Origin of the sequence: Stutzerimonas sp. S1 (genome assembly GCF_025966695.1) — a bacterium.
GTDB lineage: Bacteria > Pseudomonadota > Gammaproteobacteria > Pseudomonadales > Pseudomonadaceae > Stutzerimonas.
The window spans coordinates 53303-76389 of record NZ_JAOEIY010000009.1 but is presented as its reverse complement, the minus strand read 5'-3'; the positions used below and the strand labels follow the sequence as shown (position 1 = coordinate 76389).

General features: G+C 62.9%; 19 protein-coding genes and 1 pseudogene. 15 read left to right on the top strand and 5 right to left on the bottom strand.

The annotated features are described in order from the left end of the window. Positions 1–111: 111 nt before the first annotated feature. Positions 112–852 carry a DNA/RNA nuclease SfsA gene (gene sfsA, locus N8H22_RS18960; RefSeq protein WP_264592043.1) on the bottom strand — a complete coding sequence of 247 codons (741 nt, stop codon included), beginning with the start codon at positions 850–852 and terminating at the stop codon, positions 112–114. Next, the gene (locus N8H22_RS18955; RefSeq protein WP_264592042.1) at positions 852–2024 is read right to left on the bottom strand and encodes a pyridoxal phosphate-dependent aminotransferase; all 1173 of its coding nucleotides are present in this window, start codon (positions 2022–2024) and stop codon (positions 852–854) included. Before N8H22_RS18955 ends, sfsA begins: the two co-directional genes overlap by 1 nt. Before the next feature lie 191 nt (positions 2025–2215). Between N8H22_RS18955 and dksA the strand changes: the two genes are divergently transcribed. The 15 genes and pseudogenes from dksA (at position 2216) to N8H22_RS18880 (ending at position 19668) form a co-directional block, all read left to right on the top strand. Further along, a complete protein-coding gene (gene dksA / locus N8H22_RS18950) occupies positions 2216–2662 on the top strand; it encodes an RNA polymerase-binding protein DksA (protein WP_008568911.1) in 447 nt (148 codons plus the stop codon). Between the two features lie 48 nt (positions 2663–2710). Further along, positions 2711–3616 (top strand): tRNA glutamyl-Q(34) synthetase GluQRS, encoded by a 906-nt coding sequence (gene gluQRS, locus N8H22_RS18945; protein ID WP_264592041.1) that lies wholly within the window; start codon positions 2711–2713, stop codon positions 3614–3616. A gap of 94 nt (positions 3617–3710) precedes the next feature. After that, positions 3711–3887 (top strand): hypothetical protein, encoded by a 177-nt coding sequence (locus tag N8H22_RS18940; RefSeq protein ID WP_003095129.1) that lies wholly within the window; start codon positions 3711–3713, stop codon positions 3885–3887. Beyond that, positions 3871–6825, top strand: coding sequence for a sensor histidine kinase (locus N8H22_RS18935; protein WP_264592040.1), 2955 nt, complete (start codon positions 3871–3873; stop codon positions 6823–6825). The genes N8H22_RS18940 and N8H22_RS18935 overlap by 17 nt, the downstream gene beginning before the upstream one ends. Positions 6826–6886: 61 nt before the next feature. Further along, positions 6887–8296 carry a sigma-54 dependent transcriptional regulator gene (locus N8H22_RS18930; RefSeq protein WP_264592039.1) on the top strand — a complete coding sequence of 470 codons (1410 nt, stop codon included), beginning with the start codon at positions 6887–6889 and terminating at the stop codon, positions 8294–8296. Positions 8297–8943: 647 nt separating this feature from the next. Beyond that, a complete protein-coding gene (locus tag N8H22_RS18925; protein ID WP_264592038.1) occupies positions 8944–10332 on the top strand; it encodes a polynucleotide adenylyltransferase PcnB in 1389 nt (462 codons plus the stop codon). Position 10333: 1 nt separating this feature from the next. Next, a pseudogene (gene folK, locus N8H22_RS18920) lies at positions 10334–10860 on the top strand (2-amino-4-hydroxy-6-hydroxymethyldihydropteridine diphosphokinase). A gap of 122 nt (positions 10861–10982) precedes the next feature. Continuing rightward, positions 10983–11783 (top strand): 3-methyl-2-oxobutanoate hydroxymethyltransferase, encoded by an 801-nt coding sequence (gene panB / locus N8H22_RS18915; protein ID WP_264592036.1) that lies wholly within the window; start codon positions 10983–10985, stop codon positions 11781–11783. Then, positions 11780–12643: a pantoate--beta-alanine ligase gene (gene panC, locus N8H22_RS18910; RefSeq protein WP_264592035.1), complete on the top strand. Its 864-nt coding sequence runs from the start codon at positions 11780–11782 to the stop codon at positions 12641–12643. Before panB ends, panC begins: the two co-directional genes overlap by 4 nt. A gap of 77 nt (positions 12644–12720) precedes the next feature. Further along, positions 12721–13101: an aspartate 1-decarboxylase gene (panD, locus tag N8H22_RS18905; RefSeq protein ID WP_008568931.1), complete on the top strand. Its 381-nt coding sequence runs from the start codon at positions 12721–12723 to the stop codon at positions 13099–13101. Between the two features lie 313 nt (positions 13102–13414). After that, positions 13415–15082 carry a glucose-6-phosphate isomerase gene (gene pgi / locus N8H22_RS18900; RefSeq protein ID WP_264592034.1) on the top strand — a complete coding sequence of 556 codons (1668 nt, stop codon included), beginning with the start codon at positions 13415–13417 and terminating at the stop codon, positions 15080–15082. A 94-nt stretch (positions 15083–15176) separates the two neighbouring features. Further along, positions 15177–16049: an oxygenase MpaB family protein gene (locus tag N8H22_RS18895; RefSeq protein ID WP_264592033.1), complete on the top strand. Its 873-nt coding sequence runs from the start codon at positions 15177–15179 to the stop codon at positions 16047–16049. 94 nt (positions 16050–16143) lie between these two features. After that, positions 16144–19035 carry a DUF748 domain-containing protein gene (locus N8H22_RS18890; protein WP_264592032.1) on the top strand — a complete coding sequence of 964 codons (2892 nt, stop codon included), beginning with the start codon at positions 16144–16146 and terminating at the stop codon, positions 19033–19035. A gap of 2 nt (positions 19036–19037) precedes the next feature. Next, complete coding sequence (locus tag N8H22_RS18885; protein WP_264592031.1) at positions 19038–19334, top strand: DUF2845 domain-containing protein; 297 nt, start codon at positions 19038–19040, stop codon at positions 19332–19334. Positions 19335–19353: 19 nt separating this feature from the next. Continuing rightward, entirely contained in the window at positions 19354–19668 is a 315-nt protein-coding gene (locus N8H22_RS18880; protein WP_264592030.1) for a DUF2845 domain-containing protein, read from the top strand. 70 nt (positions 19669–19738) lie between these two features. On the opposite strand, the gene N8H22_RS18875 is transcribed toward N8H22_RS18880, so the two are convergent. The 3 genes from N8H22_RS18875 to rpsO form a co-directional block, all read right to left on the bottom strand. After that, a complete protein-coding gene (locus N8H22_RS18875; protein ID WP_264592029.1) occupies positions 19739–20113 on the bottom strand; it encodes a BON domain-containing protein in 375 nt (124 codons plus the stop codon). A 317-nt stretch (positions 20114–20430) separates the two neighbouring features. Continuing rightward, on the bottom strand, positions 20431–22539 hold the full coding sequence (gene pnp / locus N8H22_RS18870; RefSeq protein WP_264592028.1) for a polyribonucleotide nucleotidyltransferase: 2109 nt from the start codon (positions 22537–22539) through the stop codon (positions 20431–20433). A gap of 167 nt (positions 22540–22706) precedes the next feature. Further along, positions 22707–22976 carry a 30S ribosomal protein S15 gene (gene rpsO, locus N8H22_RS18865; RefSeq protein ID WP_003240577.1) on the bottom strand — a complete coding sequence of 90 codons (270 nt, stop codon included), beginning with the start codon at positions 22974–22976 and terminating at the stop codon, positions 22707–22709. Positions 22977–23087 lie beyond the last annotated feature (111 nt).

Genomic DNA, 23087 nt, shown 5'->3' with positions numbered 1-23087 from the left:
CCTGGTACGCCGGCCACGTTGAGGCCAATCGAATCGGACTTTGTTCCCCAGAAGCAGCATTCTGCTACAACTTTTTCCCGTCCAGCCGACGAATGCCCGACCGGCGGCCGCTCACACGGAGCCGATGGCGGCCAGATCGCACCCATCGATCAGCACCGGCAGCGGGCGCTCCACGCGTATTTCCTCAGGCGACAGCTGCACCGCATAGGCCAGCACCTGCACGCCGGCCGTAATCGCCTCGCGCAGCGCACTCGCGTACAGCGGATCGATCTCGCTGGCCGGCCGCACTGCTTCGACCCCGGAAAGGTTCACACAGTACAGCTGCACCGCACGCACGCCGGCGCGCGCCAGCACCGCCAGCTCCCGCAGATGCCTGGCGCCACGGGTCGTGACCGCATCGGGGAAGGCGGCCACTGCGCTATTGCCAAAACCCAGGGTGACGCTCTTGACCTCAACGAACGCCGGCCCACAGGCATAGTCGAGGCGAAAGTCCACGCGACTGTTCTCGACACCGTAGGCCACCTCACGCTTGAGTCCGCTGAACCCGGCCAACTCGCGGATCACCCCGCCCAGCAGCGCCTCTTCCACCAACGGATTGGCACGCGCCGTGTTCACGCAGGCCAGCCGCCCTTGTGGCGTCTCCACCAGCTCCCAGGTGCCGGGCAGCTTGCGCCTGGGATCATCACTGCGCTGGAACCAGATCCGCGCGCCCTCCCCCATGCAGTTGAGCATCGAGCCGGTGTTCGGGCAGTGGATGCACAACTCCTCCCCAGCATCGGTGACGATATCGGCCAGAAAGCGCTTGTAGCGGCGGACCAGCCTTCCCTGCTCCAGCGGCCTGGCGAAGCGCATCAGCCGCGCCAGCTCCGCAGGCCACGGGCGATCCGCTCCACTGCTTGCTGCAGGCGCGGCAAATCCTGGGTGTAGGCGAAGCGCACATGATGGCCGGCCTGATGGCGGCCGAAATCCAGCCCCGGCGTGATGGCGACGAACTCGCGCTCCAGCATGTGCTGGCAGAAGGCATAGGCATCGCCGCCGAAAGCGCTGATATCCGCATACAGATAGAAGGCCCCCTCCGGCTCGACCGCAATGCCGAAGCCCAGCTCGCGCAGGGCCGGCAACAGGAAGTCGCGACGCTTGGCGAACTCAGCGCGACGCGCCTCGAGAATTTCCAGCGTAGCCGGCTCGAAGCAGGCCAGCGCCGCGTGCTGGGCCATGCTCGGCGCACTGATGTACAGATTCTGTGCCAGTTTCTCCAGCTCCGGGACGGCGACCGGCGGCGCCACCAGCCAGCCCAGGCGCCAGCCGGTCATGCCGAAGTACTTGGAGAAGCTGTTGAGCACGAAGGCCTCGTCGTCGACCTCCAGCACGCTGGTCGCATCCACGCCATACGTAAGCCCGTGGTAGATCTCGTCCACTACCAGGTGTCCGCCATGCCCTTTCAGCGCCGCTGAGAGCGCGGCCAGCTCGTCGCGACCAAGCAAGGTGCCGGTCGGATTGGCCGGCGAGGCGACCAGTGCACCGACGCTCTGCTTGTCCCAGTAACGTTCGACCAGTTCGGGCGTCAGCTGATAACGCACCTCGGGGCCGACCGGCACTAGCTGCGCGGCGCCTTCCACCAGACGCAGGAAATGGCGATTGCACGGATAGCCGGGGTCGGCCAGCAACCAGTGCTTGCCCGGATCGACCAACAGGCTCGCGGCCAGCAGCAACGCGCCGGAGCCACCGGGAGTAACCAGAATTCGCTCGGGGTCAATAGATAGTCGATAGCGACTGGCGTAGAACCCGGCGATGGCTTCGCGCAGCTGCGGCAGTCCACGCGCCGGTGTATAGCGGGTATGCCCGGCCGCCAGCGCGGCCTGGCCGGCGGCGACGATGGGTGCAGCCGTGGTGAAGTCCGGCTCGCCAATTTCGAGGTGAATGACGTCGTGGCCCTGAACTTGCAGCTGGTTGGCCCGCTCCAACAGCGCCATGACGTGGAAAGGTTCGATTGCGCGGCTTCGTGCGCTGTAAGACGAGGTCATCTGACCTTCCTGTTGAGGACGAAACGTGAATTCTACCCAAGGTCCCAAGACTGCTGCAGCCACCGTGATATTCGGGAGTAGCGCACCCCGAGACGATCTGGTAAGTTCGCCCGCTTGCAGCCGCAGGGCCGGCACGGGCCGGCAAGGGACAAATCATCCTGCGCAATGGACATAGCGAGAGGCGTTCATCCATGCCCATTACCAAAGCAACACCGTCGAGCAAGCAACTGATTCGCGCCTTCGAGCCCTACAAGGAAACCAAGGGCGAGGAATACATGAGCGACAAGATGCGCGCTCACTTCACCGGCATCCTGAACAAGTGGAAGCAGGAGCTGATGGAAGAAGTCGATCGCACCGTGCACCACATGCAGGACGAGGCGGCCAACTTCCCCGATCCGGCCGACCGCGCCAGCCAGGAAGAAGAGTTCAGCCTGGAACTGCGTGCCCGTGATCGCGAGCGCAAGCTGATCAAGAAGATCGACGAGACCCTGCAGCTGATCGAAGACAACGAATACGGCTGGTGCGATTCCTGCGGCGTCGAGATCGGCATCCGCCGGCTCGAAGCCCGCCCCACCGCCACGCTCTGCATCGATTGCAAGACGCTGGCGGAGATCAAGGAAAAGCAGATCGGTTCCTGATCCCGAACGGGGCGCTTCGGCGCCCCGCTTCATTTCCAGCCCCGCCTCATGTCCGCTACCACTCAGACCCAGCCCGACCGCTACGTCGGTCGCTTCGCCCCGACACCCAGCGGCTACCTGCACTTCGGCTCACTGGTCGCAGCCCTCGCCTCCTACCTCGATGCTCGCGCCGTCGGCGGCAGCTGGCTGCTGCGCATGGAGGACCTCGATCCGCCGCGGGAAATGCCCGGTGCGCAGCAGGCGATCGTCGAAACGCTGGAGCGCTACGGTTTTGCCTGGGACGGCGCCATGCTGCGCCAGAGCGAGCGCCAAGCGGCCTACGACGCGGTGATCGAGCAGCTGCTGGATGCCGGCCTGGCGTATGCCTGCACCTGCTCGCGCAAGCAGCTAGAAGCTCATCCCGGCCCCTATCCCGGCTTTTGCCGCGACGCGCGGCATGACCTTCAGGACGCCGCGATCCGCCTGCGCGTGCCGCAACGCGAGTACGCCTTCGTCGACCGTGTGCAGGGCGAAGTCCGCCAGCATCTGGGACGCGAAGTCGGCGACTTCGTCATCCGTCGTCGCGACAGCCTGATCGCGTATCAGCTCGCGGTGGTGCTCGACGATGCCTGGCAGGGCGTCACCGATGTGGTACGCGGCGCCGATCTGCTCGACTCGACGCCGCGCCAGCTGTACCTGCAGGAGTTGCTCGGCTTGCCGCAGCCACGTTATCTGCACTTGCCGCTGATCATCCAGCCTGATGGGCACAAGCTGGGCAAGAGCTACCGCTCACCGCCGCTGCAACCTCACGAAGCAAGCCCGCTGCTGCTGCGTGCGCTGCGCGCGCTCGGTCAGCAGCCTCCTACCGAGCTCGACGGCGCGCCGCCCCCGCTGATCCTCGCCTGGGCAGTGCAGCATTGGAAGGCCGTGCGGATTCCACGCACCCGCACCCTCGCCGAAGCCCAGCTGCGCTGACGCTAGCGTGGCGCAACCAGCCAGCACCGCGTGCCGGTGGCCGCACTCAGGCCACTTCCATTACCATCGCCACACTTCCGACACGAGACCCGGCATGTACATCTACCGACTGGTGCTGCTCCTAGTGGTGGGGATCTATCTGTTCTCTCCAGCGATCATGGACTGGTGGATCGACCCCAACGGCGCCTGGTATCGGCCCTACCTGCTGTGGCTGATCCTCATCGTGGTGACTTTCATACTCCAGAGCCAGCGCGATGCAGACGAGCTTTAGCCTGAGTCAGCTGATCCTGATCAGCGCCGCCTATCTGCTGACCCTGTTCGGCGTCGCCTGGGTCAGCGAGCGCGGACTGATCCCGCGCTGGATCATCCGCCACCCACTGACCTACACCCTCTCGCTGGGAGTCTACGCCAGCGCCTGGGCCTTCTACGGCACGGTGGGCCTGGCCTACCAATATGGCTACGGTTTCCTCGCGACCTATCTGGGCGTGTGCGGGGCCTTCCTGCTGGCACCGGTGCTGCTCTATCCGATCCTGCGCATCACCCGCACCTATCAGCTGGCCTCGCTGGCCGACCTGTTCGCGTTCCGCTTCCGCAGCACCTGGGCCGGCGCACTGACCACGGTCGTCATGCTGATCGGCATGCTGCCGCTGCTGGCGTTGCAGATCCAGGCGGTGGCCGATGCCATCGGCATTCTCACGCTGGAACCGATGCAGGAACGCGTCGCCCTCGGCTACTGCGTGCTGATCATGCTGTTTACCATCCTCTTCGGCGCACGCCACATCGCCGCGCGCGAGAAACACGAAGGGCTGGTCTTCGCCATTGCATTCGAGTCGGTGGTCAAGCTGATCACCTTCGGCGCGATCGGCCTGTATGCGCTCTATGTGGTCTTCGGCGGGCCACACCAGCTGGAGATCTGGCTGCTGCAGAACCAGTCGGCGCTCGAAGCGTTGCACACGCCGCTGCAGGAAGGGCCGTGGCGCACCCTGCTGCTGGTGTTCTTCGCCTCGGCCATCGTGATGCCGCACATGTACCACATGACCTTCGCCGAGAACCTCAACCCTCGCGCACTGGTGAGCGCCAGTTGGGGTCTGCCGCTGTATCTGCTACTGATGAGTCTGGCGGTGCCGCTGATCCTCTGGGCCGGCCTGAAGCTCGGCGTCAGTACCAATCCGGAATACTTCACCCTGGGCCTGGGGATCACCGCGCAGAACGAAACCCTGGCCCTCATCGCCTTCGTCGGCGGACTGTCCGCCTCTAGCGGCCTGATCATCGTCAGCACCCTGGCGCTGTCGGGCATGGCACTCAACCACCTGGTACTGCCGCTTTACCAGCCACGCAGCGAGGGCAACATCTACCGCTGGCTGAAATGGACGCGACGCAGCCTGATCTTCGCCATCATCATGGCCGGTTACGGCTTCTACCTGCTGCTCGGTGCCGAGCAGGACCTGTCCAACCTCGGCATCGTCGCCTTCGTCGCCACCCTGCAGTTCCTTCCCGGCGTGCTTTCAGTGCTCTACTGGCCCACTGCAAACCGGCGCGGTTATATCGCCGGGTTGCTGGCTGGCATCGGCGTCTGGGTGGTGACCATGCTGCTGCCGCTGGTGGGCAATCTGGACGGCTTCTACATTCCGCTGTTCAACGTCGTCTACGTACTGGACGACACCAGCTGGCACCTGGCGGCGATCGCCTCGCTGGCGATCAACGTACTGGCCTTCACCCTGATTTCCCTGTTCACCGACACCAGTGCCGAGGAGCAGAGCGCGGCCGAGGCTTGCGCCGTGGAGAATGTACGGCGACCGCAGCGCCGTGAGCTGCTGGCCGCCTCGCCACAGGAGTTCGCCACCCAGCTGGCCAAACCGCTCGGCGCCAAGACCGCACAGCGCGAAGTCGAACAGGCGCTGCGCGACCTGCAGCTGCCGTTCGACGAACACCGTCCGTATGCCCTGCGCCGCCTGCGCGACCGCATCGAAGCCAACCTCTCCGGACTGATGGGGCCGAGCGTCGCTCAGGACATCGTCGAAAACTTCCTGCCCTACAAGAGCGCCAGTGAAGGCTATGTCACCGAGGACATCCACTTCATCGAGAACCGCCTGGAGGAGTACCACTCGCGCCTGACCGGACTGGCCGCCGAACTCGACGCCCTGCGCCGCTATCACCGCCAAACCCTGCAGGAGCTGCCGATGGGCGTCTGCTCGCTGGCCAAGGATCAGGAAATCCTCATGTGGAACAAGGCGCTGGAGGAGCTCACCGACATCCCGGCGCTACAGGTAGTCGGCTCACGCCTGCCCTCCATTGCCGAGCCCTGGAAAAGCCTCTTGGAGGGCTTCATCCGTCAACCTGACGAGCACCTGCACAAGCAGCGGCTTTCGTTCAACGGCCACCGGCGCTGCCTCAATCTGCACAAGGCGGCGATCGCCGAACCGCTGGCGCCCGGCAACAGTGGGCTGGTGCTGCTGATCGAGGACCTGACCGAAACTCAGGAACTGGAAGACCGTCTGGTGCACTCCGAACGCCTGGCCAGTATCGGTCGTCTCGCCGCCGGGGTCGCCCACGAGATCGGCAACCCCATCACCGGCATCGCCTGCCTGGCGCAGAACCTGCGCGAAGAACGCGAAAGCGATGCCGAGATCACCGAAACCAGCAACCAGATCATCGAGCAGACCAAGCGCGTATCGCGCATCGTCCAGTCACTGATGAGCTTTGCCCATGCCGGCGAACGTCAGCAGCGGGCCTATCCGGTCAGCCTGGCCCAGATCACCCAGGAAGCCATCGCCCTGCTCTCGCTGAACAAGAACCGTACCGAAGTGCAGTTCTTCAACCTCTGTGCCCCCGAACACCTGGCCGAGGGCGATCCGCAACGCCTCGCCCAGGTGCTGATCAACTTGCTGTCCAATGCCCGCGACGCCTCGCCGCCAGGCGGCACCATCCGCGTCAGCAGCGAAGTCGCCGAGCAGACGGTGTATCTGATCGTCGAGGATGAGGGCAGTGGCATTTCCAAGGAGATCCAGGGTCGTCTGTTCGAGCCGTTCTTCACGACCAAAGACCCCGGCGAAGGGACCGGGCTGGGCCTTGCGCTGGTCTATTCGATCGTGGAAGAGCATTATGGCCAGATCGATATCGACAGCCCGGCCGACCCGGAAACACAACGCGGCACCCGTTTTCGCATCACCCTGCCGCGGCATGTCGAAGCGTCACATGCCGTAAGTTGAAGAGGCGACCGTCGTACCGGCCAAGTGCCGGCTCCGCCTTCAGACCGTCGAGAGAGTACTGATGTCACACATTCTGATCGTCGAAGACGAAACCATCATCCGCTCCGCCCTGCGGCGCCTCCTCGAACGCAACCAGTACGAGGTCAGCGAAGCCGGTTCGGTGCAGGAAGCGCAAGAGCGCTTCAGCATTCCCGGTTTCGATCTCATCGTCAGTGACCTACGCCTGCCCGGCGCACCGGGTACCGAACTGATCAAACTGGCCGAAGGCACGCCGGTGCTGATCATGACCAGCTACGCCAGCCTGCGCTCGGCGGTGGACTCAATGAAGATGGGCGCGGTGGACTACATCGCCAAACCGTTCGACCATGACGAGATGCTGCAGACTGTCGCGCGCATTCTGCGCGACCGCCAGGAGTGTGCCAGCGCACCGGTAACAGTCGCTGCAGATACGGCCGGAGCACCGGTAACCAGCGCTCACGGCGACATCGGCATCATCGGCAGCAGCCCGGCGATGCTCGACCTGTTCGGCAAGATCCGCAAGGTTGCTCCGACCGACTCCAATGTCCTGATCCAGGGTGAATCCGGCACCGGCAAGGAACTGGTCGCCCGTGCGCTACACAATCTGTCGCGGCGGACCAAGGCACCGATGATCTCGGTGAACTGCGCGGCCATTCCGGAAACCCTGATCGAATCCGAACTCTTCGGTCACGAGAAGGGTGCATTCACCGGCGCCAGCGCCGGCCGCGCCGGGCTGGTCGAGGCGGCCGACGGCGGCACACTGTTCCTCGACGAGATCGGCGAACTGCCACTGGAAGCGCAGGCGCGCCTGCTGCGCGTACTGCAGGAAGGCGAGATCCGCCGCGTCGGCTCGGTGCAGTCACAGAAGGTCGACGTCCGCCTGATCGCGGCCACCCATCGCGATCTCAAGACGCTGGCCAAGACCGGGCAGTTTCGCGAAGACCTCTATTACCGCCTGCACGTCATCGCACTGAAACTGCCCCCGCTGCGCGAGCGTGGCAACGATGTACTGGAAATCGCCAAGGCTTTCCTCGCCCGCCAGGGCCAACGCATGGGCAACGACGACATGCACTTTTCCCGCGACGCTGAACAGGCGATCCGCCATTACCCCTGGCCAGGCAACGTGCGGGAGCTGGAGAACGCCATTGAACGCGCAGCCATTCTCAGCGAGAGCGCAGAAATCGACGCCGAACTGCTGGGCATCGATATCGAACTCGACGGCCTGGAAGACGAATTCGACGAGCCTTGCTCTCCGCTGCTATCCAACGCGAGCAACGAACCCACCGAAGACCTGTCGCTGGAAGACTACTTCCAGCACTTCGTGCTCGAGCATCAGGATCACATGACCGAGACCGAACTAGCCCGCAAGCTTGGCATCAGCCGAAAGTGCCTGTGGGAACGACGCCAGCGTCTGGGTATCCCGCGCCGAAAATCCAGTACCGCGACCGGCTGAGGTTGTTACCGGCGCGTTCGCGGCCGTAACAAAAGCGGGAGCATCGGTAACGGTGCTCCCGCTTTTTTAGGCACACTCGCCGCATATAAATTTCTAACAAGCTGATAAATAACGATTTTTCAAATCTGGCACGACAACTGCTTTATATCCGGCACAACAACAATAACAAGCAGACCCATAACAAGAACAAAACGTAACGACTCCAGCAAAACAACGACAAGAAGGCGGAGACGCAGCTAACTGATTCTTTTGGAGAGGATTTGCCCGGGGGGGTTCACCCCGCGACCAGGCCGAGAACAACAAAAACTGCATAGAGCAGGGCCCGTACTGGTTGGATCATCGATCACTGGCAACTCAGCGACCAAAGAAATCCGTTTGCTATTGGTTCCCACGGTAGGAACCTTCCTGACGGCGATGGCCGGAAGGAGCAGGCGAAACAACAAGAACAACACGCCTGAATACCAATAACAACAAAGCACGCGACATCTTTATGAGGGGAGCTTCGGCTCCCCTCAGTGCTTATCAGGCCACGCTTTTTGACACCCTCCTCTGCTTCGTTCACCATCCTCGCCTCCCGATGCTAGAATCCGCGCAGGTTTCGCGGTTCTCCCGCACGCCAACCGTCCTTTCGCCACACAGTGCTTCCCATGCTGAAAAAGCTGTTCCAGTCTTTTCGATTACCTCTGCGCCGCATCCCGCACGCTCGTCGCACACCCGAAATACTGTCCAGTCGGCAGCACTCACTGCAGCGCAGCGAGATCAGCCGGCACGCGGTCAGCGTGGTCGAGCGGCTGCAGCAGGCAGGCTATGAGGCCTACGTGGTAGGTGGCTGCGTTCGCGATCTGCTACTGGAACTGAACCCGAAGGACTACGACGTCGCGACCAGCGCAACCCCCGAGCAGGTACGCGCCGAGTTCCGCAACGCTCGAGTCATCGGACGGCGTTTCAAGCTGGTGCATGTGCATTTCGGTCGCGAGATCATTGAGGTGGCCACCTTCCGCGCCAATCACCCGGAAGAGGATGACGACGACGCCAGCCACCTGGCCTCCCGCAATGAAAGCGGGCGGATCTTGCGCGACAACATCTACGGCACTCTCGATGACGATGCCCAGCGCCGCGATTTCACCATCAACGCGCTGTATTACGATCCGACCAGCGAGCGCATCCTCGACCATACCCACGGCGTGCATGACATTCGCAACCGCCTGATCCGTCTGATCGGCGACCCCGAGCAGCGCTATCAGGAAGACCCTGTGCGCATGCTGCGTGCGGTGCGCTTCGCCGCCAAGCTCGACTTCGAGATTGAGCGTCACAGCGCCGAGCCCATCGCCGACCTGGCCGACCTGCTCGATGGCATTCCGTCCGCCCGCCTGTTCGACGAGACACTCAAACTGTTCCTGGGTGGCAAGGCCGAGCGCACCTTCGAGCTGCTGCTCGAATACGATCTGTTCGCCCCGTTGTTCCCAGCCAGCGCCGCGGCGCTGGAGCGCAATCCCGAATATGCCGGCACGCTGATCCGCAACGCGCTGGCTAACACCGATCTGCGCATTCAGCAGGGCAAACCAGTGACACCGGCCTTCCTCTTCGCAGCCCTACTCTGGCCCGCCCTGCCGGCCCGCGTATTGGAACTGCAGGACCGCGGCATGCCACCGATTCCGGCGATGCAGGAAGCCGCTCACGACATCATCTGGGAGCAGTGCCAGCGCACCGCGATTCCCAAGCGCTTCACCATCCCCATGCGCGAGATCTGGGACATGCAGGAGCGTCTGCCACGCAGGCAGGGCCGCCGCGCTGACCAGCTGCTGGAAAATCCACGCTTCCGCGCCGGCTACGATTTCCTGCTGCTGCGCGAAAGCGCCGGCGAACAGACCCATGGCCTGGGTGACTGGTGGACCGACTACCAGGAAGCCAGCGACAGCGAGCGGCGCGTCATGATCCGCAATCTCGGCAGCAAGGACGACAGCGCACCGCGCAAGCGTCGCCGCAGCGGCGGGCGCCGTCGACGCAGCCCCGGCGCGAGCACTCCGGCTGAATAAGATGGAACGTGTCTACATCGGCCTGGGCAGCAACCTGGCCGAACCGCTGCAACAGCTACGCAGCGCGCTACGCGCACTGGCGGAACTCCCACAGAGCACCCTTGCGGCCGTTTCGTCACTCTATGCCAGCGATCCGCTCGGCCCGCCCGATCAGCCGCGCTATGTAAATGCCGTGGCGGCGCTGGACACCACGCTCACGCCTATCGCGCTGCTTGACGCTCTGCAGGCGATCGAACTGGCCCAAGGGCGCGAGCGTAAGGCCGAGCGCTGGGGGCCGCGCACACTGGACTTGGACATCCTGCTGTTCGGCGAGCGGCTAATCGACGAGCCGCGCCTGCAAGTGCCGCACTATCATCTGCAGGCACGGCCTTTTGTGCTCTATCCGCTCGCCGATGTGGCGCCGACCGATCTGCGTCTGGCCGATGGCCGCACCCTCAGTGATCTGTTGGCCGCCTGCCCATTCACCGGACTCGAGCGCCTTAGGGACCGCGTGTAACCGCTTCGGTAACGAGCGTAACAACCGGGTAACACTCACGATTGACTTAGCCAGTCGCCGACCGGACTATAAGCGCCCTCTGCTGGTGCGCAGCGCGTCGAAGCGCCGCAACCGGCAACCGTGATCTCTCAGAGGCTCGAAGAGGACGGCATCAATGCCAGACGTAACCCTGACCACGCTGCAAGGCCTCAAGCAGAAGGGCGAGAAGATCGTCATGCTCACCTGCTACGACGCCACCTTCGCCAAGACTGCCTGCGATGCTGGCGTCGAGATGCTGCTGATTGGCGACTCGCTGGGCATGGTCCTGCAAGGTCACGACAGCACGCTGCCGGTTACCGTGGCCGATATGGCCTACCACACCGCCAGCGTCAAACGCGGTAACCGCGGCGCGATGATCGTCGCCGACCTGCCGTTCATGGCCAACGCCACCACCGAGCAGACCCTGAACAACTCGGCACTGCTGATGCAGGCCGGCGCGCACATGATCAAGCTCGAGGGCACAGCCTGGCTGGCCGAATCCATTACCCTGCTCGCCGAGCGCGGCATCCCGGTATGCGCGCACATGGGCTTGACGCCACAGGCCGTAAACATCTTCGGTGGCTACAAAGTCCAAGGCCGCGAGGAAGCGCAGGCACAGCAGATGCTGGCCGACGCCCAGGCGCTGGAAGCCGCCGGCGCCGCCATGCTGTTGCTCGAGTGTGTGCCCAGCGAGCTGGCAGCCCGAATCACCCAGGCGGTGCGCATTCCGGTGATCGGCATTGGTGCCGGCAGCGACACCGACGGCCAGGTTCTGGTCTTGCACGACATGCTCGGCCTGTCGCTCAGCGGCCGCGTGCCGAAGTTCGTGAAGAACTTCATGCGCGAGCACGGCGACATCCCCTCCGCCATCGCCGCCTACGTGAAGGCGGTCAAGGCCATCGAATTCCCCGCAGCCGAACACGGTTTCTCCGCATGAACATCGTCAAGACCATCGCTGACCTGCGTGCCGCCGTCGCGCGTGCCCGTGGCGAAGGCAAGCGGATCGGCTTCGTGCCGACCATGGGCAACCTGCACGCCGGGCATATCGCCCTGGTGAAGAAAGCCGGCCAGCGTGCCGACTTCGTGGTCGCCAGCATCTTCGTCAATCCGCTGCAGTTCGGCCCCAACGAAGACCTGGCCAACTATCCACGCACCCTGGCAGCTGATCAGGACAAGCTGTTCGAGGCCGGCTGTCACCTGCTGTTCGCCCCCAGCGTGGAGGAAATGTACCCGCACGGCCAGGAGCAGCAGACCATCGTACGCGTCCCTGGCGTATCCGAAGGATTGTGCGGTGCCAGTCGTCCAGGCCATTTCGATGGTGTGTCCACGGTGGTGACGAAGCTGTTCAACATGGTCCTGCCGGACTTGGCCGTGTTCGGCCAGAAGGACTTCCAGCAACTGGCGGTGATCCGCACCATGGTGCGCGACCTCAATATGCCGGTGCAGATCATTTCCGAGCCGATCGTGCGCGCCGAGGATGGGCTGGCACTTTCATCGCGCAACGGCTACCTCAGTGCCGAGGAGCGCGCCAGCGCGCCAGCGCTGTATCGCACGCTCTGTGATATGAAGGAGGCCGTACTCGGCGGACAACGCGACTACACCGCGCTGATCGACCGTGGCCTCGCGCAACTGCAGGCAGCTGGACTGCGTCCGGACTATCTGGAGATTCGCAATGCGCCCGACCTGCAGCCGATCAGCGATGCCTCTCACGAGCTGGTCATCCTGGTGGCAGCCTTCCTCGGCAAGACTCGTCTGCTGGACAATCTGCTGGTCGATCTCACGTCGCCAGCCAAGTAACCGCCCGCCCAATGGCCTTGATCACACTCGGGGCTTCGGGCACACTCTGCGCCGCTTGCGCACCGGAGGACCCTGCCATGCACGCCATCATGCTCAAGGCAAAACTGCACCGCGCCGTGGTGACTCACTCAGTGCTCGACTACGAAGGCTCCTGTGCCATCGACGGCGACTGGCTCGACCTAGCCGGAATCCGTGAGTACGAACAGATCCAGATCTACAACGTCGACAACGGCGAGCGCTTCACCACCTATGCCATTCGTGGCGAGGAAGGCTCGAAGATCATTTCCGTCAACGGCGCCGCTGCGCACAAGGCAGGGGTTGGCCATCGCCTGATCATCTGCACCTATGCGCACTACAGCGAGGCCGAGCTGGCCAACTTCAAGCCCCACGTCCTGTACATGGGCGCCGATGGCGATCTCAGCCATACCAGCAACGCGATTCCGGTCCAGGTCGCCTGAAGGCACCGACAGCACCGCATACCTCCAGCCCGAAGCGCACACCACGCTTCGGGCTTTTTCATGGTCGGGCGCCGCGGGGCGAACGGAACACCGCAGCCGTTTCGCAGGTCAGAGCAGTCGCTAACGGCACGGGAGCAGCGCGGCCGGCCAGGTCGATACCGCCGCCGGCCATAGCGCCCGCACGCGCAACGAATGTCGCTGTGCCAGCACCATCAAACGGCTGTTGAAGCCCATGCAGCGCGTGGCGCATGATCCCTGCGCCCGGAGCCGCAACGTCTTCATGGCCCGTCAACGCAAAGGAAGCCGCATCACCATGAGCTATTACCAGCACCCGCTCGATGTCACCACGCTGTCATCCTGGAATGTCCTGGAAGAACATCGCCTGGCCATGCAGCACTTCAACATGCGTGAGGCCTTCGCTGCCGACCCGGCGCGCTTCGAAGAACTGTCGGTTTCCTGCTGCGGCCTGTTTCTCGACTACTCGAAAAATCTCATCACTCCCGAAACCCGTACGCTGCTGGTCAACCTGGCGCGCGAGGCGGGCGTCGAGCAAGCCGCCCACGCCATGTTCAACGGCGAACCGGTGAATGCCTCGGAGAATCGCCCGGCATTGCACACAGCACTGCGCCGGCCAATGGGCGACAACCTGGTCGTCAATGGCGTAAATCTCATGCGCGAAGTGCACACCGCGCTGGCGCAGATGACCGACATCGTCGGACGCATTCACAACCACCTGTGGCGCGGCTACAACGACAAGCCGATCACCGACGTGGTAAACATCGGCATCGGTGGCTCCTTCCTCGGCCCGCAGCTGGTATCCGAAGCGCTGCTGCCCTTCACCCAGCAATCCGGCGTGCGCTGCCATTACCTGGCCAATATCGATGGCAGCGAATTCCGTGAGGTAACCGCCAACCTCAATGCCGAAACCACGCTGTTCATCGTGTCCAGCAAGTCGTTCGGCACCCTGGAAACGCTGAAGAACGCTCAGGCCGCGCGGACTTGGTACCTGGCCCGTGGCGGCACCGAGGAAAAGCTCTACCGCCACTTCATCGCCGTGACCAGCAACAAGCAGGCAGCGATCGATTTCGGTATCCGCGAGAAAAACATCTTCCCGATGTGGGACTGGGTCGGCGGTCGCTACTCGCTCTGGTCGGCGATCGGCTTGCCCATTGCCCTGGCCATCGGCATGCACAACTTCAAGGATCTGCTTTCCGGCGCCTACAGCATGGACCAGCACTTCCTCCACGAGCCATTCGAAAGCAATATGCCGGTCCTGCTGGCGATGCTCGGCATCTGGTACCACAACTTCTGGGGTGCGCAGAGCTACGCGTTCCTGCCCTACGATCACTACCTGCGCAACTTCGTCAAACACCTGCAGCAGATGGATATGGAGTCCAACGGCAAGAGCGTGCGCCAGGACGGCACACCTGTCTCCTGTACCACCGGACCGGTGATCTGGGGCGGTGTCGGCTGCAATGGCCAGCACGCCTACCACCAGCTGCTGCACCAGGGCACCCCGCTGATTCCCGCCGACTTTATCGTGCCGGTGGTCAGCCATAACCCGGTCGCCGATCACCAGGAGTGGCTGTACGCCAACTGCCTGTCGCAAAGCCAGGCGCTGATGCTCGGCAAGACACGCGCCGAGGCCGAGGCCGAATTGCGCGCCAAGGGCCTCCCGGAGGCAGAAGTACAGCGCCTGGCACCGCACAAGGTGATCCCCGGCAATCGCCCAAGTAATACGCTGGTGCTGGAAAGCATCAGCCCAGGACGCCTGGGTGCGCTGATCGCACTCTATGAGCACAAGGTGTTCGTACAGGGCGTCATCTGGGGCATCAACTCCTTCGACCAGTGGGGGGTAGAGCTGGGCAAGGATCTCGGCAAAGGCGTCTACGGTCGCCTGACCGGCTATGACAGCCCGCCGGCCGAAGACGCGTCGACCCAAGGCCTGATCGACTTCTTCCGCGGCCGGCACCGCGGCTAACGCCCTCTTCATCCGGCGCGCAGCGGCGGATGGAAGCCTTCCTCGTGCAGACCGTTACGGTCTGCACGCCCTTCCACTCAGCCGCCTCCTTCGCATGGACTTCATTCGCCGCCATATAGAATCCCAGGTGCTCGGCCTCACCGGCCTGGCGCTCGGCGGCATCGACTACGAGAACCCACCCGGAGAGCCCGGCCTGTTCGGCCCCGACTCGGCCTGCTGGCAGGTCCATAGCGACTTCACATGCATGCTCGCCGGAGGCATCAGCGCGCTGCTGCAGGCGCTGCATCCGCTGGCACTGGCTGGCGTGTGGGATCACTCCAATTTTCGCAGCGATCTGCTGGGTCGATTACGGCGCACCGGCCAGTTCATCGCGGCAACCACCTACGGCAGCCGCGCCGATGCCGAACGTCTGCTGGCGCGGGTCAGGAAGGTCCATATTCAGGTGCGAGGGCAGACTGCCGACGGCACGCCTTACGCGGCATCCGACCCGGAGCTGCTGACCTGGGTGCACGTGGCCGAGGTGAGCAGTTTCCTCAGCGCCTATCTGCGTTATCGCGACCCGGCATTACCGGCTGACCGACAGGATCGCTATTACGCCGAGGTTGCCTTGATCGCCGAACACCTCGGTGCGCGACAAGTGCCGCGCTCGCGCGCCGAAGTCGCTGCCTATTTCGCCAGCATCCGCCCTGCCCTGCAATGCGACGAACGCTGTCGCGAACTCCTCGACATCCTGCGGGCCGCGCCATCGCCAAGCCACCTGGCGAGGCCGTTTGGCGCCCTGATGATGCAGGCGGGGATTGAGCTGCTGCCTCAATGGGCCGGGGCGCTGTACGGCCTCGACTTCGGCCAATCCCGACGTCAGGCAATCCAGGCGGGCGTCAACGCCAGCGCGCCGCTGCTGCGCTGGGCAGTGCGCAACGGCTCCGTGCATCGCGCCCGTCGACGCATGGGGCTGCCACCGAGCTAGAGCCTTGCAACCGGTTTACTGAGCTGTATCGCAAGAGGAACCTGCAGGTCGTGCCATACTCCAAGGCAACCAACTGCCAGGAATCCCCCCGGACATGCCCAACGGAATGAAGCGTGCGCTCATCGGAGCAGTGAGCGTTCTGGTCTGCTACTGCCTGCTCGGCTTTCTCATTCTTCCTGGCGTTGCCCAACGCATCGCCAACCAGCAGCTAGCACGCTATGCCACTACGCCGGCCACGCTGGAGCGTATCGAGCTGAATCCGTTCAGCCTCGAGCTGAGCGCATTCAACCTGCACATTGGCGCACCCGAAGCCAGGCAGGTGGCATTTGAACGACTCTATATCAACCTGTCCTGGGACAGCCTGTGGCGGCGCACGCTGCACCTTGCCGACGTCGAGCTCAACCGCCCATCGGTGCAGGTGCTGTTCGACCGGGACGGCGCGCTCAATCTGTCCCGCCTGTTCAAGCTGCCGCAAACCCCGGAACCAGAAGCAAAGGACGACAGCGAGGTCTTCCCCCTGCGTATCGACCGCCTACTGCTGGCCGACGGCGATGTCGCCTTTCAGGACCTGCGCCCGAGCGAACCGATCAACCTGCGCTACGATGCGCTGAACGTCGAGCTGCACAACCTGGCGACCCGTTCCGACGGCAGCGCCGACGCCAGTCTCGTTGCCAACGGAGCGAGCGGCGGCCGCATCGCCTGGCAGGGCCAGTTCAGCCTCGCGCCGATAGCCTCCAGCGGGCAATTGCAGGTCGACGGCCTGCCACTCAAGGACATCTGGCCCTACGTGCACGACGTGGTCCCGCTACGATTGCAGGAGGGCCGTCTGGACCTGAGCACCGCCTACCGCCTGGATCTGAGCGAAGGAACCGTGCTCAACCTGGAAGATGGGGCGCTCACGCTGGCCCCACTGGCAATCGACGGTCCCGACGACAAGGCTCTGATCCGTCTGGAGCGGCTGGAGGTCGGCAACACCTCGCTGGATCTGGCCGAGCAGCGCGTTACCATCGGCACCCTGCGCAGCAGCAACCTGGAAACCTGGGCCGCCCGCGAGGCCGACGGTACGCTCGACTGGCAGACACTCTTCGCGGCTTCGCCGGCTCCGGCACCGCAGCCGCCGTCCGAGGCAGACGCCGCGCCTGAGACCAAACGGCCCTGGCAGGTGCTGTTGCGCGACGCGCAGCTGCGTGACTACCGCATCCACCTCGCCGACCGGGTTCCCGAGCAGGATGTCGCTTTAGACGTCGGCCCGCTCAATGTCGATGTGCGCGACTTCGACAGCCTCGGCACTTCGCCCTTCCAGCTCGCCGCACAAACCGGGATCGGCCCTCAGGGCGCGCTGCAGGCCGAAGGGCAGCTGCAGCTGAGCCCAGCCAGCGGCACGCTGGCGATCACCACCCGCGATATCGACCTGCGCATCGCCCAGGCCTATCTCAGCCCATTCATGCATCTCGAGCTGCGAAGCGGGCTGCTCGACAGCCGGCTTGCCGCCGAACTGCAAAGCAGCACGCCGCTGGCCTTCTCGATCACCGGCGAGGCCGATATCACCCAGCTGCACACGCTCGACACCATTGGCAATCGCGACCTTGCCAAATGGGAGCGCCTGCATCTGGACGGCATCGATTACCGCCATCCACAAAGTCTGAGCATCGCCAAGGTGCAGCTCAATCAGCCGTATGCCCGCTTCATCATCAATCCGGACCTGACCACCAACCTCAACGATCTGCTGATCCAGCAACCCGAGGCTGCGAACGCAGAGCAGAAAGCCGACACCGCGCCAGCAGGCCCCCCGCTGGCGCTACACATCGGCGAAATCACCATCGCCGACGGGTCGGCCAACTTCGCCGACCTCAGCTTGCGCCCGCCCTTCGCCACGGCGATCCAGGAGCTCAACGGACGGGTCGGCACGCTTGACAATCAGCGGCAGACGCCGGCGGCGGTCAACATCAAGGGCAAGGTGGATCGCTACGCGCCCGTCAGCATCAAGGGCCAACTGACGCCATTCGATCCACTGCAGCGTCTGGACATCGCCACCAGCTTCAAGCAAGTCGAATTGACCACGCTGACACCCTATTCCAGCAAGTTCGCCGGTTACCGTATTCGCAAGGGCCGCCTCAACCTCGACCTGCATTACCGCATCCAGCAAGGACAGCTCAACGCTGAGAACAAGGTGGTGCTCGAACAGTTGCAGCTCGGCGAAAAGGTCGACAGCCCGAACGCTGTGGATCTACCGATTCGCCTGGCGGTGGCGCTGCTGAAGGACACCAAAGGCACGATTTCCATTGAGCTGCCGGTCACCGGTAACCTCAATGATCCACAGTTCAGCGTCATGCCGATTGTCTGGCAGACCCTGCGCAATCTGGTGCTGCGCGCCGCACAGGCACCGTTCAAGTTCATCGCCGGCCTGGTCGATGGCGATCAAGATCTCAGCCAGATCGCCTTCGCTGCGGGCAGCAGCGAGCTCGACAGTGAGGCGCGCAAGGCGCTCGATACACTCGCCCGGGCCCTGCAGCAACGCCCTACGCTGCGCCTGGAAGTTGAGGGTATGAGCGCCACCAGCAGCGATGGTCCGCTGCTCGCGGAGCAGCGGTTGCAACGTGAGTATCAGGAGAGCCAGTACCGCATCTTGCAACGGCGCGGCGATAAGGTGCCGGCCGACGCCAGCCTGATTCAGGTGGATGAGGACGACAAGAGCGTCCTGCTCGAAGGTATCTACCGCAGTCGCCTGCAGCAACAACCACCCGCACAGTGGAAGGAATTGAAGAAGAAACAGCGAGCCGAACGCATGCGTGAAGCGGTTCTGGCGTCCTGGGCCGAAAGCACCGCCCTGCTGCGCAGCCTCAGCCGCGATCGCGCAGCGGCGATCAAGGGGTACCTCGTGGATCACGGTCTGAATGCCGAGCGCGTGTTCCTGCTCGATACCGGCATTGCGGAACCACAGGATGACGGTCGCGTCGTTACCGTCCTGCACCTGGGAAGCGAATAGGCATGCCTGGACGCGCGATTCTGCTTGGCCTGCTGCTGTCAGGCGCACCGCTCTGGGCTCACGCCGATACGTTGCGCTGTGGCAGCCAACTGGTCAGCACTGGCGACCGCGCCTTCGCGGTCGAACGCAAGTGCGGCCCGCCCGTTCAGCGCGACCTGGTTGGCTATGGCCTTAGCGCCAATGGACGCCAGGAGTTCATTGTCGAAGAGTGGATTTACGGACCGAATAACGGCACGCTCAGCATTCTCACCTTCGAAGGCAACCGTTTAATACGGATTGAAACGCAACGGGCGAGATAGGCCAGTAACAGGAGACGTCATGCCCTACCGATCTCTCGCATATTTCTCCTTCCTCGCCCTGCTGCTGTGCAGCAATCTCACCTGGGCATCGTCGACCTTCCGCTGCAATAGCCGCCTGGTCAGCCTGGACGCCAGCACCGCGCAGGTCCGTGAAAAATGCGGTGCCCCCGCCAGCAGCACGGTGATCGGCTACAAGGAAATAGTCGACGATTACGGTTTCCGTCAGGAAGTAGTGGTGGAGGAATGGATATACGGACCGAACCACGGCATGTACTACTACCTGCGCTTCGAGGGTAATCGCCTGCGCGGCATCGACAGCAGGCGCGGAAACTGAGGCATGAGGGCATAAAAAACCCCACGCGAGGTGGGGTTTAGGCCTACCGGAGCGTTCCGGTAGCCGCGTGTTACTCGACGGCCTTCAAGCCATCGGCAGATACTTCGCGCACGCCCTTGATGCCCTTGGCCTTGGCGATTGCTGCCTCCTTCTCCGCTTCGGTGGCTACGGTACCCGAGAGCGAAACGACACCATCCTTGGTTTCCACTTCGATTTCCATGCCCGGCGTTGCATCTTCAGCCAACAGCGTGGATTTCACTTTGGTGGTAATCCAGGTATCGGAGACAGCGTCCTTGGCTTGCTCGACATTCTCATTGGTAGCGAGCATGACGGCTTCGGTTTTCTCGATAGCAGGCGTGTTGTCTGCCAGTGCTACGCTGGCCAATGGCAGGCTGAGGGCGGCGGTAACGGCGGCAGCAGTAAGAGAGTTCTGAATCTTTTTCATGATGTCACTCCTGTTTCTCGTGGTGTCCAGGCATTACTCCGAGCCCGGATTCAGGAGTGATAAGCGCAAGCGGCGTGCCAAACCGCGAAAAATAATAATTCCATTTATATTCAATAACTTACACGCATACCTGTAATTACACCTACGTGCACTATGCATGTTCACCCGCGAAGGCACGTGCATCTTGCAATCTATCAACTCGCTCGAACTGCTCGGACCGCTCGGACCGCTCCACGTACGGTGACGCGCAACCCTCTTTTGCCAGGCAACAAAAAAGGCCCCGAAGGGCCCTTTCTGCGATCGTCGAAGCTGTTCGCTTAAACGCCCGACGCTTCCGCAGCGGCAACGTCCTTGATCGACAGCTTGATGCGGCCACGGTTGTCCACGTCCAGCACCAGAACCTTCACTTCCTGGCCTTCCTTAAGCACATCGGTGACTTTCTCGATGCGCTGATCGCTGATTTGCGAGATGTGCACCAGACCGTCCTTGCCCGGCAGGATGTTGACGAAGGCACCGAAGTCGACGATGCGCTCCACCTTGCCGACGTAAATCTTGCCGATCTCGGCTTCGGCAGTGATGCCCAGCACGCGCTGCTTGGCCGCCTCGGCCGCCTCACGAGTCTCGCCGAAGATCTTGATCGAGCCATCGTCTTCGATGTCGATCGAAGCCTTGGTCTCTTCGCAGATGGCACGGATGGTAGCGCCGCCCTTGCCGATCACATCGCGGATCTTGTCCTGGTCGATCTTCATCGCCAGCATGGTCGGCGCGTTGGTCGACAGCTCGCTACGCGACTGAGCGATAACCTGATTCATCTGGCCGAGGATATTCAGGCGCGCTTCCAGGGCCTGGCCCAGGGCGATCTCCATGATTTCCTCGGTGATGCCCTGGATCTTGATGTCCATCTGCAGCGCCGTCACACCCTTGGCGGTACCGGCAACCTTGAAGTCCATGTCGCCCAGGTGATCTTCGTCGCCCAGGATATCGGTCAGCACGGCAAACTTGTCGCCTTCCTTGACCAGACCCATGGCGATACCGGCAACCGGCGCCTTCATCGGTACCCCGGCATCCATCAGTGCCAGCGAAGCACCGCAGACCGAAGCCATGGAGCTGGAGCCGTTGGATTCGGTGATCTCCGACACCACGCGGATGGTGTAGGGGAACTCGTCATCGCGCGGCAGCATGGCAGCGACGCCACGACGGGCCAGACGACCATGACCGATCTCGCGACGACCGGCGCCACCCATGCGACCACACTCACCAACCGAGAACGGCGGGAAGTTGTAATGCAGCATGAAGGCATCTTTCTTCTCGCCTTCCAGGGTATCGAGCAGCTGGGCGTCGCGCGCGGTACCGAGGGTAGCAACCACCAGCGCCTGGGTCTCGCCGCGGGTGAACAGCGCCGAACCGTGAGTCTTCGGCAGCACGCCGACTTCGATCTTCAACGGGCGCACGGTGCGAGTGTCGCGACCGTCGATACGCGGTTTGCCGTTGACGATGTTTTCGCGCACGGTGCGGTACTCGAGCAGACCGAACGCGTCCTTCACCTCGGAGACCGACGGCTGGCCTTCACCTTCACCGGCGAACCGGGCGACCACCTGCTCGCGCAGCTCGTCCAGACGGGCATAACGCTGCTGCTTGATGGTAATGGTGTACGCCTGAGAAATGGCTTCACCGAACTCGCCCTTGATGGCGGACAGCAGGCCGGTATTTTCCACCGGTGCGCTCCACTCCCAGGCCGGCTTGCCAGCCTCTGCGGCGAACTCCTTGACGGCTTGAATCACGGCCTGGAACTCCTGATGAGCAAACAGCACCGCACCGAGCATCTGATCCTCGGTCAGCTCCTGCGCTTCGGATTCGACCATCAACACGGCTTCTTCGGTACCTGCGACAACCATGTCCAGGCTGGAAGCCTTGAGCTGCTCGTAGTTCGGGTTGAGCAGATAGCCGGTGCTTTCATGGAAAGCCACGCGTGCCGCGCCGATCGGGCCATCGAAGGGAATGCCGGAGATGGCCAGCGCCGCAGAAGTACCGATCATCGATGCGATGTCCGGATCGGTCTTCTTGCTGGTGGATACGACGGTGCAGACTACCTGCACTTCATTCATGAAACCTTCGGGGAACAACGGACGGATCGGGCGATCGATCAGACGCGAGGTCAGGGTTTCCTTCTCGGAAGGACGGCCTTCACGCTTGAAGAAACCACCGGGGATCTTGCCGGCCGCGTAGGTCTTTTCCTGATAGTGCACCGACAGCGGGAAGAAGCCCTTGCTCGGGTCGGCGGTCTTGGCCCCTACCACGGTCACCAGAACGGTGACGTCGTCGTCGACGGTGACCAGCACGGCGCCGGAAGCCTGGCGGGCGATGCGGCCCGTCTCGAGAGTTACGGTCGACTGACCGAATTGAAATTTCTTGGTTACCGGGTTCACGGTGTTTTCCTTCTCTTTGTTGCCTTTGGGGGAAATCGGTGAAGCAGTGGGAGTCGGACCCTTTCTGCTCCTTCTAGAAAGCTAAAAGCTGGAAGCCCGAAGCTGGAAGCGGGGAACCCCAACTTTCAACTTCAAGCTTCCAGCTTCTTGCTTCCGGCGTGCGACGCTTAGCGACGCAGACCCAGACGGCCGATGAGGGCGCTGTAACGAGTAGTGTCCTTACCCTTCAGGTAATCCAGCAGCTTACGACGCTGGTTGACCATGCGGATCAGACCACGACGGGAGTGGTGGTCCTTACCGTTGGCCTTGAAGTGACCTTGCAGCTTGTTGATGTTGGCGGTCAGCAGGGCAACCTGCACTTCCGGAGAACCGGTATCGCCTTCAGCTTGCTTGTACTCGTTAACGATCTGGGCTTTTTCTTCAACGCTCAGTGCCATGATGGGCTCCTTGAGTGAACAGGCCGGGAGCGAGTCCCGTGTTTAATAAAGAGGCATGACCGTGCCTGCTGACAGCCACCCTCTGACGCACCACGCCAAGCATGATGCGTA